At 51.3% G+C, this 12,297-nt stretch carries 13 protein-coding genes; 5 read left to right on the forward strand and 8 right to left on the reverse strand.

The features are described from left to right. Window positions 1-36 precede the first annotated feature (36 nt). Entirely contained in the window at window positions 37-213 is a 177-nt protein-coding gene (locus KNP60_RS05390; RefSeq protein WP_034777025.1) for a hypothetical protein, read from the forward strand. Window positions 214-274: 61 nt separating this feature from the next. Here the strand turns inward: KNP60_RS05390 and KNP60_RS05395 are convergent, their stop codons facing one another. The 3 genes from KNP60_RS05395 to KNP60_RS05405 form a co-directional block, all read right to left on the reverse strand. Further along, the gene (locus tag KNP60_RS05395; RefSeq protein WP_214797056.1) at window positions 275-1,531 is read right to left on the reverse strand and encodes an inositol monophosphatase family protein; all 1,257 of its coding nucleotides are present in this window, start codon (window positions 1,529-1,531) and stop codon (window positions 275-277) included. Window positions 1,532-1,610: 79 nt separating this feature from the next. Then, window positions 1,611-1,799, reverse strand: coding sequence for a hypothetical protein (locus KNP60_RS05400; protein ID WP_015881266.1), 189 nt, complete (start codon window positions 1,797-1,799; stop codon window positions 1,611-1,613). A gap of 246 nt (window positions 1,800-2,045) precedes the next feature. Further along, entirely contained in the window at window positions 2,046-2,312 is a 267-nt protein-coding gene (locus tag KNP60_RS05405; protein WP_034777021.1) for a UPF0223 family protein, read from the reverse strand. A gap of 172 nt (window positions 2,313-2,484) precedes the next feature. Between KNP60_RS05405 and KNP60_RS05410 the strand changes: the two genes are divergently transcribed. Beyond that, window positions 2,485-3,966, forward strand: coding sequence for an aminotransferase class I/II-fold pyridoxal phosphate-dependent enzyme (locus tag KNP60_RS05410; RefSeq protein WP_214752632.1), 1,482 nt, complete (start codon window positions 2,485-2,487; stop codon window positions 3,964-3,966). 107 nt (window positions 3,967-4,073) lie between these two features. Here KNP60_RS05410 and KNP60_RS05415 read toward each other — a convergent pair whose 3' ends face one another. Beyond that, window positions 4,074-4,397 carry a DUF3055 domain-containing protein gene (locus KNP60_RS05415; protein WP_052090094.1) on the reverse strand — a complete coding sequence of 108 codons (324 nt, stop codon included), beginning with the start codon at window positions 4,395-4,397 and terminating at the stop codon, window positions 4,074-4,076. Window positions 4,398-4,472: 75 nt separating this feature from the next. Here KNP60_RS05415 and aac(6') point away from each other — a divergent pair, with 75 nt between their 5' ends. Continuing rightward, entirely contained in the window at window positions 4,473-4,916 is a 444-nt protein-coding gene (gene aac(6'), locus KNP60_RS05420) for an aminoglycoside 6'-N-acetyltransferase (RefSeq protein ID WP_138859670.1), read from the forward strand. A gap of 17 nt (window positions 4,917-4,933) precedes the next feature. Here the strand turns inward: aac(6') and lpdA are convergent, their stop codons facing one another. From lpdA to pdhA, 4 genes are all read right to left on the reverse strand, one after another. Continuing rightward, window positions 4,934-6,346: a dihydrolipoyl dehydrogenase gene (gene lpdA / locus KNP60_RS05425; protein WP_034777014.1), complete on the reverse strand. Its 1,413-nt coding sequence runs from the start codon at window positions 6,344-6,346 to the stop codon at window positions 4,934-4,936. A gap of 4 nt (window positions 6,347-6,350) precedes the next feature. After that, window positions 6,351-7,655 carry a dihydrolipoamide acetyltransferase family protein gene (locus KNP60_RS05430; RefSeq protein WP_214797057.1) on the reverse strand — a complete coding sequence of 435 codons (1,305 nt, stop codon included), beginning with the start codon at window positions 7,653-7,655 and terminating at the stop codon, window positions 6,351-6,353. Window positions 7,656-7,731: 76 nt separating this feature from the next. After that, a complete protein-coding gene (locus KNP60_RS05435) occupies window positions 7,732-8,709 on the reverse strand; it encodes an alpha-ketoacid dehydrogenase subunit beta (protein ID WP_034777010.1) in 978 nt (325 codons plus the stop codon). A gap of 3 nt (window positions 8,710-8,712) precedes the next feature. Further along, window positions 8,713-9,798, reverse strand: a complete 1,086-nt coding sequence (gene pdhA, locus KNP60_RS05440) for a pyruvate dehydrogenase (acetyl-transferring) E1 component subunit alpha (RefSeq protein WP_034777009.1) — start codon at window positions 9,796-9,798, stop codon at window positions 8,713-8,715. Window positions 9,799-10,128: 330 nt separating this feature from the next. Between pdhA and def the strand changes: the two genes are divergently transcribed. Together def and KNP60_RS05450 are read left to right on the forward strand one after the other, a co-directional pair. Further along, complete coding sequence (gene def, locus KNP60_RS05445) at window positions 10,129-10,668, forward strand: peptide deformylase (protein WP_034777007.1); 540 nt, start codon at window positions 10,129-10,131, stop codon at window positions 10,666-10,668. Between the two features lies 1 nt (window position 10,669). Next, window positions 10,670-12,295: an alpha/beta hydrolase gene (locus KNP60_RS05450; protein ID WP_214797203.1), complete on the forward strand. Its 1,626-nt coding sequence runs from the start codon at window positions 10,670-10,672 to the stop codon at window positions 12,293-12,295. Window positions 12,296-12,297: the final 2 nt, after the last annotated feature.

Below are 12,297 nucleotides of genomic sequence, written 5' to 3' on the forward strand. Positions count from 1 at the left end.
CAATAAAGAAGACTAGAGAAAAAAGGGGGAATCTCCATGCAACTCATGTTCGTTTTAATCGCGACCGCGGTTGTCGCCGGTTTCGTCGGCATCGGAATTGGGGTGGCCGAAGGAAGTGCCGCCATCATCATCGGCAGTCTCGCCTTGAGCGGCATCGCCACGTTCTTCGGTATCAACTTACGCCGTCGCGTCCTCTCTGACCGACGTCCATAACAGAAGGCCCGGGCGCTGCGCCCGGGCCTTGTTTATGAGCTTGTTCTTCTGTCTGACACGCTTATAAGTCGCGTGTCAGACAGATGCGGTCACGCAAGGCGAGCAGCCCGTCCTCTTCGATTGGCGGATAACCATGGCTCGGGAAGTAGTCGCGCTCGACCGAGTCGAAGCGGAAGCCAGCTTGTTGATAAAATCGCAACTGGACGATGCTCGAGTTGCCCGTACAGACGAGCATCTGCTTCGCACCGCTTTGCTCGGCCCGACGAATCGCGTCTTGGAGCAGCCGTTGTCCGATCGTCTGGTTTTGCCGCTCCGGCTTGACGGCGATATTGACGAGCTCGAGCAGCGTTTCACTGCGCCGCACCAACATGTACGCTCCGACGCGTTCTCCGCCGAGCGTCGCTTCATATGTCTCCCCCGCTTCATACTGCTCACGCACCATCGCCTCGTTCGGATTGGCCAAGACGAGCAAGTCACGGACGCGGTCGTAAGACCCGTTGATTCCAATTTGCAAGTCCGGCTTCACTTCCGGGGTCGCGCCCTTGGCGATGACGTAATGTTTGACGACGTCTTTGACGAACGTCTCACTCCCCGCGAGAACGGACGTCTTCCCGTCATAACGGACCGGTTCCCCGTAAATTGAGACGACTCTGCCTCCGACTTCCTCGACGAGCAGTTTTCCAGCCGCATAATCCCACGGCATATTCCGCATCGTGATGTACCCGTCGACCCGACCCGCGGCGAGCCACGCGAGTTCGAGCGACGCGGCGCCATGGGCCCGCGTGCCGACCGAGTCGCGCACGATTGGGGCGAGTACTTCCGGAGCGATCTGCTGATTCGGCGTGACCCAAGTCGCATTCATGCTCAGGAAGGCGTCACGGACATGATGTTCTTGGATGGCCGGAAGCTTGCGACCGTTCAGCGTCGTCCCAACGCCGCGACGCGCCACGAACAGCTCATCCGCCATCACATCATAGACGAAGCCGTATTCGACGACCCCATCGATCATGACGGCCACTGAGATGGCGAACATGCGCTTCTGATGGATGAAGTTCAACGTCCCATCGATCGGATCGACAAACCAGACCGTTCCGGACAAGTCGTCCGGTCCTGTCGAGATCCCTTCTTCCCCGATGATGTGATGCTCGGGGTACGTTTCACGGATACGGTCGACAATCAACTGTTCGACGGCTCGATCGATTTCTGTGACCAAATCCCCTTTACCTGTCTTTCGTTCGATGCGATAGCTCTCATCGATCTTTTGCCGAATATATTCCCCTGCTTGTTTAATCAAATCAATCGCGAACCATTCCAACATGTTTATCACCTCTATTATGTATTGTACCAAACAAAAACCAGTATCCGCATGGAATACTGGTTGAATGAGTGGTTGTGGGTCAGGCTTCGAGACGCAAAAGTTCTTGGCGATATTTCTCTAACCGATGCTTGCTAGCCTGGACAGTGGCATCGTCTTGTGACGCCATCGCATCGAAGAGAGTTGCCAATTCATAATCAATCTCTAAGCGCAGCACCGGAATCCGTTTTTCTGCGTCTTTTCTTTTGAATGCCTCGATCACTTGTTTCATGAGATGCCACACTCCTTTAGTTGGGCTACAAGTTACGGTTTAGTGAGTTGAATTGAGTATATCAGATGAGATTCAAAAAGGAAAGAGAATTGTCTGACTATTTTGAATTTTTTATCTTAGTGAGTATATTCCCATTTCAACTGACGCTAAACCTGAAATAACTGTTAATAATATGTACCCTATTTAAAAGACAAATAACAAAAAAAGCATGAGAAAACTGTTCTGTTCTCCCATGCTTTCCAGCAGTTACAATTTTATAATCTTTGCATTTGATTTTAGGGCCGCTTGGACCGTACGATAGGTAGAGTATCCGGTCTGTTCGTCATGCACGGCGCTCAGTTGTTTTTCTTCTGATTTCGATGTCACGATTTGTTTGAACGACCGATACGCATCCAAAAACGTTTCGCGGTCGACACCGCCTTCATTGGCAAGGGCGACTTGATTATAGAACTCGACGACTTCTATGAGCTCATCCGTCGTCCAGTCCGGATTAATCGGATAGTTGATTTGCATATTCTTCACCTCGACAACCATTGTATCAACAAAAAAAACTATTGCAAGTTGGGATAGAAATCACTATAGTTTTTTTGTTGCATTGTTTTTTAAAACGAAACGTCTAAAATGACATGAGATTGAACTTAAACCGACAACCCATATACACACTGCTATCAAGGAGGACTTACTATTGAAACTTAAAGGTGCTACACAGCTCGAGACACCGCTCTTTGACACGTTGCTCACGCACGTGGACACGAATCCGATCGCATTCCACATCCCAGGCCATAAAGGCGGGAAAGGAATGGACCCTGAGTTCCGCGACTTCATCGGCGAGAACGCTTTGAAGATCGACCTGATTAACATCGCCCCGCTCGATGACCTTCATCATCCGAAAGCGGCGATTGCCGAGGCCGAGCGCCTCGCAGCCGAAGCGTTCCGTGCCGACGAGACGTTCTTCTCAGTTCAAGGGACATCAAGCGCCATCATGGCAATGATCATGGGCGTCGTCGGACCGAACGAGAAGATCATTGTGCCGCGCAACGTCCATAAATCTGTTATGTCCGCGCTCGTCTTGACCGGGGCCCACCCTGTCTTCATTCACCCTGAATATGATGAGACATACGGAATCGCCCACGGAATCACGGCAAGTGCCGTCGAACGCGCCCTCGAGATGCACCCTGACACGAAAGCCGTCCTCGTCATCAACCCGACTTACTTCGGGATCGCTGGTGATTTAGAACGGATCGTCGCCGTCGCCCATGCCCAAGACGTACCTGTCCTCGTCGATGAGGCACACGGTGTCCACTTGCCGTTCCACGACGAACTCCCGCTCTCTGCGATGCAGGCCGGCGCGGACGTCGCGGCAACGAGTGTGCACAAACTCGGCGGTTCGATGACCGGGAGTTCCATTTTGAACGTCCGCCGCGGACTCGTCTCACCAGAACGGATTCACGCGATGTTGTCGATGATCACGACGACATCGACGTCTTACCTCCTCCTCGCGTCGCTCGATGCGGCCCGTCGCCAATTGGCGACAAAAGGAGAGGCGATGAACGAACGTGCCCTCACGCTCGCACGATCGGCTCGAGTGGCCATCGACAACATGCCGCACTTGTCGGTCTACGGTCACGCCGAACTTCATTCAGAGTCGACGTACGCGCTCGATGAGACGAAAATCCTCGTCTCGGTCCGCGAGCTCGGGATCACCGGCTTTGAAGTCGAGAAGTACTTGCGCGAGACGCACCGCATCGAAGTCGAGATGTCAGATCTGTTGAACGTCTTGTTCATCGTGACGAGCGCCGACGACGAGTCGACGATTCAAGCGTTGATTGACGGGATGCGTGACGTCGTATCGGTCTACGACCAGTCTGGAAACGATTCGTTGTCGATCATGCTCCCTGAGATCCCGCCACTCGCGCTCAGCCCGCGTGACGCCTTCTACGAGGAAACGGAGACGATTCCACTCGAGAACGCCGTCGGACGTATCTCGGCCGAGTTCATCATGGTATATCCCCCAGGAATCCCAATCATTATTCCGGGAGAGCTCATCACGACATCGACGCTCGAATATATTATGGCCAACATCGAGGCCGGTCTACCGGTCCAAGGTCTAGAAGACGAGTCGCTCCAAATGATTAAAGTCATCCAACAAACAAAAGCTATCCGCTAAGACGAAAGCGAGCCGGTCCAATGGACCGGCTCGCTTTGTGTCATCAGAAGAAAAGGTGGCTTATGATGATCGAATTGCTTCCCCTACGTTCCATTATAAGAAAACGCTTACATTTTTTCAAGGGGTGAATTTTCAGTTTGGTTGGATTCAGTCTCATTTTCAGTTAGACAAAGGCGTAAAAACTCGGCGACGTGTCCGGTGTCTCGCAAGGCGATGCCGAGCATTGGATAGAGCTGTCTCGGTTCTTCGAGCGCATGGACGTCAAGAAGGGCAGACTGTCCGGTCTGCATGCAGACGACGAGCACTTTCCCCATAAATTGATGTGTATACACAAAACCGAAATCATAACGTGACGTCTCTGTCTCGATCCCCGTGAATCGGACGCGGCTCGTCTCAGAGACGGTGTATAACAATTCTTCATCGAACGCCATCATCGTTCCCTCCTTTCTCACTTCATTCTTTATTTTCCTTTATACTGAACGTACGAAACATAAGGAGGACGACTGATGAAGATTCGAAAAGCGAATGAACAAGATTGCCTTGTCCTGGTAGCTCTCATGCGACAACTATGGCCAGACGCACCCGTTGCTGAACTGACCCCTGAGGTCCGGCTCGGGATCCGCTCCGGCAAGATGCACTATTTTATCGCGGAAACGGATGAACCGGTCGGATTTTGTCAGCTCAGCTTCCGTCATGACTATGTCCCTGGCACCTCCACCTCCCCGACCGCGTTTATAGAAGGGATTTACGTCGTCGAAGCCGCGCGGCAACAGGACGTGGCGACACGCCTCGTCGAAGCGGCCTCCGCGTTCGCCCGGTCGAAAGGATGCGACGAGCTCGCTTCGGATACGGAAATCGAAAACGTCGGCAGCCAACAATTCCATGAACGGATCGGCTTTCAAGAAGTCGAACGGACCGTTCATTACGTGAAAAAGCTCTCTCGCGAGTAAGCGAGAGAGCTTTTGACTTATTTAACGACGTGGATTGGCATACCCATTGCGATTTCTGCCGCTTCCATTGCCATCTCACCGAGTGATGGGTGAGCGTGGATTGTAAGCGCGATATCTTCTGCAGTCATGCCTGCTTCAATTGCGAGACCAAGCTCGGCAATCATATCTGAAGCGCCTGTACCCGCGATTTGAGCACCGATCAAGAGACCGTCCTCTTTACGCGTGATGAGCTTCATGAAGCCGTCTGGCTCGTCGAGAGCGAGGGCACGGCCGTTCGCTGCGAATGGGAATTTCGATACAGTGATCTCAAGTCCTTCTTCTTTTGCGAGTGGCTCTGTGTAACCGACTGTTGCAAGTTCAGGGTCAGTGAAGACGACCGCTGGGATTGCTGAGTAGTCGAGGTATGCTGGCTTACCGGCAGCTGCCTCCGCTGCAACTTTCGCTTCGTAAGAAGCTTTGTGCGCGAGCGGTGGTCCTGGTACGATGTCGCCGATTGCGTAGATGTTTTCGTTCGACGTCTTGCACTGGTCGTCGATTTCGATGATGCCGCGGTCGCTGATTTTAACTTCCGCGTTTTCGAGACCGATGTCGCCAGTGTTTGGACGACGGCCGACTGTGACGAGGACGTAGTCCGCTTCAACAGACTGCTCTTCGCCATTCACTTCAAACTTAACTGTTACGCCGTCTTCTGTTTCCTCGACGCCTTTTGCAAGAGCGTTCGTGTGAATCGTGACGTTACCTTTTTGTTTGAGTTTCTTCTTGACGATTTGCGTCATTTGCGGCTCGAAGCCAGACAAGATGTCGCTTGCGCCTTCAACGACGACGACTTCTGTATCGAAGTTCGCGTACGCTGTGCCAAGCTCCATACCGATGTAACCGCCGCCGATGACGACAAGTTTCTTCGGTACTTCAGGAAGAGCCAATGCGCCAGTTGAAGAAAGGACGCGTTTTGACCATTTGAACGATGGGATCTCGATTGGTGTCGAACCAGTCGCGATGATCGCTTTTTTGAACTTGTAAGGAGTCGAGCTGTCTTCTGTGATAACACGAACTGTGTCTTCAGATGCGAAGAAAGCCTCACCTTGAACGATGTCAATCTTGTTACCTTTCAAAAGGCCTTTGACGCCGCCAGTCAATTTGTTGACGACCGACTGTTTCCAGTCTTGGACTTTTGTGAAGTCGACTGATACGTTGTCAGACGTGATACCCATTGACGAGTGACCTTTTGCGTGCTGGAAGTTATGACCAGCAGTGATCAACGCTTTTGATGGGATACAACCGACGTTCAAGCAAACGCCACCAAAGTTACCTTTTTCGACGATTGTGACTTTGAGGCCAAGTTGTGCGCCACGAATGGCTGCGACGTATCCACCAGGACCGGCGCCGATGACAAGCAAATCAGTTTCTTGTGCGAATTCTCCTACTACCATGTTCTTATCCCTCCATCATTAGAAGTGCTGGATCTTGAAGCAAGCGTTTCACCATGTTGAGTGCGTTTTGAGCAGTCGCACCGTCGATGAGGCGGTGGTCAAAGCTGAATGAAAGCGCGAGGACTGGTGCCGCAACGATCTCACCGTCTTTAACGACAGCTTTTTCAGCGATACGGCCGATACCGAGAATCGCAACTTCTGGGTGGTTGATGACAGGTGTGAACCATTGTCCGCCAGCAGAACCGATGTTCGTGATTGTGATCGATCCGCCTTTCATGTCGTCCCCAGCAAGTTTGCCTTCACGTGCTTTACCGGCAAGCTCATTGATGTTTGTAGCGAGTGCGTAGATTGACTTACGGTCCGCTTCTTTGACGACAGGAACAACGAGACCGTTGTCCGTATCGGCAGCGATACCGATGTTGTAGTAGTTTTTGTAGACGATCTCTTCGTTGACATCATCGATTGATGCGTTGATGGCTGGGTAAGCTTTCGCTGCAGCTGTCAATGCTTTAACGACGAATGGCAAGTACGTGAGTTTCACGCCTTGGTCAGCAGCCACTTGTTTGAACTCTTTACGGAGTGCGACGAGTTTCGTGACGTCGACTTCGTCCATGAGTGTAACGTGTGGAGCTGTATGCTTCGAGTTGACCATTGCTTTCGAGATCGCTTTACGGATTCCACGGATTTTCTCGCGCGTTTCGAGTTCAGGCGTCGCTGACTCGTAAGGCTTGATTTCCGTTTTAGCAGCTGCTGCTGGAGCTACAGATTCTGTTTTCTCTGTTGTAGCTTCGGCTGTTGTTGCTTCACCGTTTGCGAATGCATCGATGTCTTCTTTCAAGACGCGGCCGTTGTCGCCAGAACCTTTGACTTCACGGATGTCGACGCCTTTTTCACGAGCGTACTTGCGGATTGAAGGCATAGCGATGACGCGCTCCGATTTGTGAAGTTGTACTTCACGCGGGCCGTCTTCTTTTACGTCTTCTTTCACGTCTTCTTTCACGTCTTCCGTCTTCTCTTCAGCTTTTGGCTGTTCAGGAGCTGCTTCCTCTTCGCCTGCTGGCGCGTCACCTTCGATATCGAACGTGATGAGGACGTCACCGACGACCGCAACTGTACCTTCAGAGACTTTAACGTCTTTAACTGTTCCATCAACTGGAGCAGGGATTTCAACGACGGCTTTGTCGTTTTGAACTTCAAGAAGAATGTCATCTTCTTTTACTGTGTCCCCTGCTTTTACGAACCACTTGACGATTTCACCTTCGTGAATTCCTTCACCGATGTCTGGTAATTTAAATTCAAATACTGCCACTGGTTTTTCCTCCCATCAATTCATCATGTAAACACAACGAGGGAGACAATTCTCCCTCATCGTTACTTGAACACGATCAGAAGTTGATAACTTCCTTAACTTTTGCAACGACATCTTTATGGTCAGGTAACCATGCGTCTTCCCCTTGTGCGAAAGCGAAGACCGTGTCTGGTGCAGTTACACGAAGCACTGGTGCCTCGAGGTGAAGAATTGCGCGTTCTTGAATTTCAGTTACGACGTTTGCCGCAATACCTGCTTGACGTTGTGCTTCTTGAACGACGATGGCGCGACCAGTCTTTTTGACTGATTCTACGATTGTGTCGATATCAAGCGGGCTAACTGTCATAAGGTCGATGACTTCGACGTTGATGTCTTCTTTCTCAAGCTCTTCTGCCGCTTTGAGTGACGTGTGGACCATTGCACCGTAAGTGATGATCGAAACGTCAGTTCCTTCGCGCTTCACGTCTGCTTTTCCAAGCTCGATCGTGTAGTCGCCTTCTGGAACTTCGCCACGGAATGAACGGTAAAGTTTCATATGCTCGAGGAATACGACTGGGTCGTTGTCACGGATCGATGCGATCAAAAGACCTTTAGCATCGTAAGGCGTTGACGGGATGACGACTTTAAGACCAGGTGTCTGAGCCATCAGGCCTTCAAGGCTGTCCGCGTGAAGTTCTGGTGTTTTAACACCGCCACCGAATGGTGAACGGATTGTAACCGGTTGGCTGTAAGCGCCGCCTGAACGGTAACGCATACGTGCCATTTGAGCAGCGACCGAGTCGAAGACTTCGAAAACGAATCCGAAGAACTGAACTTCCATGATTGGACGGAAGCCTGTGAGACCAAGACCGATTGCAAGACCACCGATACCCGACTCAGCGAGTGGCGTATCGAAGACACGGTCTTCGCCGAACTCATCTTGAAGTCCTTCCGTCGCACGGAAGACCCCACCGTTTTTACCAACGTCTTCTCCGAAGAGAAGTACTTTCTCGTCGCGCTTCATTTCTACGCGCATCGCATCAGTAATCGCTTGGATCATTGTCATTTGAGCCATAACTTACTTCGACTCCTTTGCTGTATATTCTTCAAGCTGCTCTTTCAAGTTTGAAGGAAGTGTTTCGTACATGTTGTTGATGAAGTCCGAAACTTTTTGTTTTGGTTCTTTGTCGGCGAGGCTGATCGCTTCTTTCACGTCTGCTTTCGCTTGCTCGATGACTTCGTTTTCCATGTCTTCGTTCCAAAGCTTCTTGCCTTCGAGGAAGAGGCGGAAACGTACGAGCGGATCTTTCTCTTGGTACTCTGTATCGAGTTCTTTCGTACGGTAACGTGTTGGGTCATCCCCAGCGAGCGTATGTGGTCCGTAACGGTATGTGAGTGCTTCGATGAGCGTCGGAGTTCCATCAAGTGCGTCTTTACGCGCTTGTTGTGTTGCGGCGAGGACAGCAAGAACGTCCATTCCGTCAACTTGAATTCCGTTGATTCCCGCTGCGACAGCTTTTTGCGCGATCGTTTTAGCTGCAGTTTGCTTCTCAACAGGTGTCGAGATGGCGAAGCGGTTGTTTTGAACGACGAAGATGGCTGGTGATTTGAATGCACCTGCGAAGTTCAATCCTTCGTAGAAGTCACCTTGTGATGAACCACCGTCACCCGTGTAAGTAATGGCGACGTTTGTGTTGCCGTTGCGTTTGAGGCCCATAGCCACACCCGCAGTTTGGATGATTTGTGCCCCGATGATGATTTGTGGCATCAAGACGTTAACGTCTTCAGGGATACGGTTACCCGCGACGTGGCCACGTGAGAACAAGAACGCTTGATAAAGCGGAAGTCCGTGGAATACGAGTTGTGGGATATCACGGTAGCCTGGAAGGATCCAGTCTTGTTTGTCGAGCGCGTATTGCGTCCCGATCATCGTTGCTTCTTGACCAGCCACTGGCGCATAGAAACCTAAGCGTCCTTGACGGTTGAGCGAGATGGCACGTTGGTCCCAGATTCGAGTATAGACCATGCGGCGCATAAGCTCCTGGAGTTGCTCGTCCGTTACATCGGGCATCGCGTCTTGGTTGACGACCTCGCCCTTCTCGTCGAGAATACGGAACGTTTGGAAGTTTTCTTCCACGTTTTGAAGTACCTGAACGTTGTTCATTCGTTTCACCTCATCCTTTCAACTATGAGACAATTGTCTTTTTTGTGATCAAACACTACCTCAAATCTTAAGTGTATCTGTCCAAAAAAGCAATCTGTATTAACGTGATTCAGGAAAGTAACACTTATCCTGCCGTTTCCTAGTCAGTATAAAACGGGTTGTTATAATAACGCAAAAAATATGCTCACCTCATAAAAACGCTTACATGAGCACATCTTTCTCTTGATTTCGGCTCTGTATCATTTTCATTTCACCTTCTGTACCATCTAGGCAAAATCACTAATAAATATGATATAATTGATCATATCGCCATTGGAAAGGAAGTTTTGCATGTTAACGATGAAAGATGTGATTCGTGAAGGAGACGAGCGGCTCCGCACCCGTTCAATCGAGGTCCCGGTCCCACCGACGGCAGAAGACCTTGCGTTACTCGACGAAATGGAGACGTTCCTCGTCAATAGCCAGGATCCCGAGATGAGCGAGAAGTATGAACTTCGTGGCGGCGTCGGCATCGCTGCACCTCAGCTTGGTGTGAATCGCCGCTTCTTCACGGTCTTGCTCCATGAAGAAGACGACACGTTCAAACTATCGATTTTCAACCCGAAAATCACGAGCCACTCGGTTGAACAGACGTACTTAAACGGCGGCGAAGGATGCCTATCGGTCGATCGCGTCGTGAAAGGGAACGTCCCACGCCATCGCCGCATCACAATCGAAGGATTCGACCGTGACGGTGCCCCGATCAAATTGCGTCTCCGTGGGATGCGCGCCATCGTCTGTCAGCATGAGCTCGACCATTTAGATGGGGTCTTATTTTACGACCGCATCAATCCGACCAACCCGTTAGAGACTTACGGTGAGCCGATTTGAGGTGACGAGCTTGAAAAAAAAGGCGCTGTTGTTAGTATTCCCATTTTTATTTCTTTTAATCGGCGGATGTGTCCGGATTGAGTATGATGCCACCGTTCATTACGACCAGTCGGTCACGTTAGAGACGACGTACGCTTTCCGCGACCATCCCGTCATGAAGTTGCTCAATTTGCGGCTTGATTGGGAAACATGGAAACAACAAGCGACTGAGAACGGCTACGCAACGCGTGACTATTCGAGTGAGGACGATTACGAGGGCATGGTGCTGAAGAAGACGTTCGATCATGTCGATGACCTTCAAAACATCAAAGAAGAATGGAAAACCGGGCCGGCCGGTATCCTTGTCCCTCCCGATGTGAAATTCGATGTCGCAAAAGAGGACGGGATATGGTTTGACTCGTATGTGCTCAATACGAATCTCGACCTTCGGCTTGACCGTGTCGACCTACCCGGCGTGAATTTGAGCGGCTCGCCGAAGCAATTAGCAGAGCGGTACGTTCGTCAAGCCGATATTCGGTTCAATTTGACGGTGCCGACCGGCGTGTTCGTCGAAGACGGAACCGGACTCGATTTGCGTTCCATGAAACATGTCGAATGGCAAGTGTACGGCGGCCGTCAAAACAATATGACACTCGTCGCCCACGTGCCGAACGTCAAAGCATGGATCATCACAATCGTCGTCGGCCTCGCCCTCGCCCTGATCGGTTTTTTCGTCTGGCGGAAGTACCGCAAAAACGTCGGCAATCCAGACAAGACATCGATTCGGTCCCGTATTTTTGGTGGATTGATTCTCGTCTTGACACTCGCCTTGATCATCGTGACGATCCGCGAAGAATTGACGACCGAACGGAAGACCGAAGCAATTCGCCAAGCGGCCCAAACGGACGAGTTCATCCCGACGTTCGCCGTGCACGGGTTGCTCGGGACAGACCGAACTTTCCTCCGCCTCTCGCAGTATATGGAACAGCGCGGATTGGCCAAAGATGGGGCGCTCTGTACCGTGACGGCGAAAGGTGCGGTCGACTGCGTCATCAACGACTATAATTCGATGCGACCGATTGTCCGCATCGAATACGAGGATGCTGAGGCATCGCTCAACAATCAGACGAAATGGTTGAACGCCGCCATCGAACGCTATAAGGACGAGCGGAACCGTTCGTTTGATCGAATGTACTTGATCGGCCACAGCATGGGCGGCGTCGCGGCAGCGAACTATATCTTGAATCAAGAAGACTACATCATCGACAAGTTCGTGACGTATGATAGTCCGTTCGCCGGCACGCGCCTCGCTAACTTTGGTTTATCCGCTAGCAACTTCGGAATCAATACGGGAAGCCCTGCCATCCGCGACTTGTCCCCGACCTCCGATGGTCTGCAAGCGTTCCAAGCCAAGCTCGAGACGTGGCCACGTTCCGTCCAGGTGTTCTCCTTCTCAGGGCGCGGCGGCGAGTTCAACTTGATCGAGCCGTCCAGCTCGCTCCTACTCGAAGAATACACGAACAATATCGACACGGAGACCGTGCCGTACGATCACTTCTCGCTCCACCGGAAGACAGACGTCCTCCGGGAGACAGGACGCTTCTTGTACGAGTATTCGAACGAGTTTAACCCTGTCGAAACGAATTGACG

Origin of the sequence: Exiguobacterium sp. s5 (assembly GCF_018618075.1) — a bacterium.
GTDB lineage: Bacteria > Bacillota > Bacilli > Exiguobacteriales > Exiguobacteriaceae > Exiguobacterium > Exiguobacterium mexicanum_A.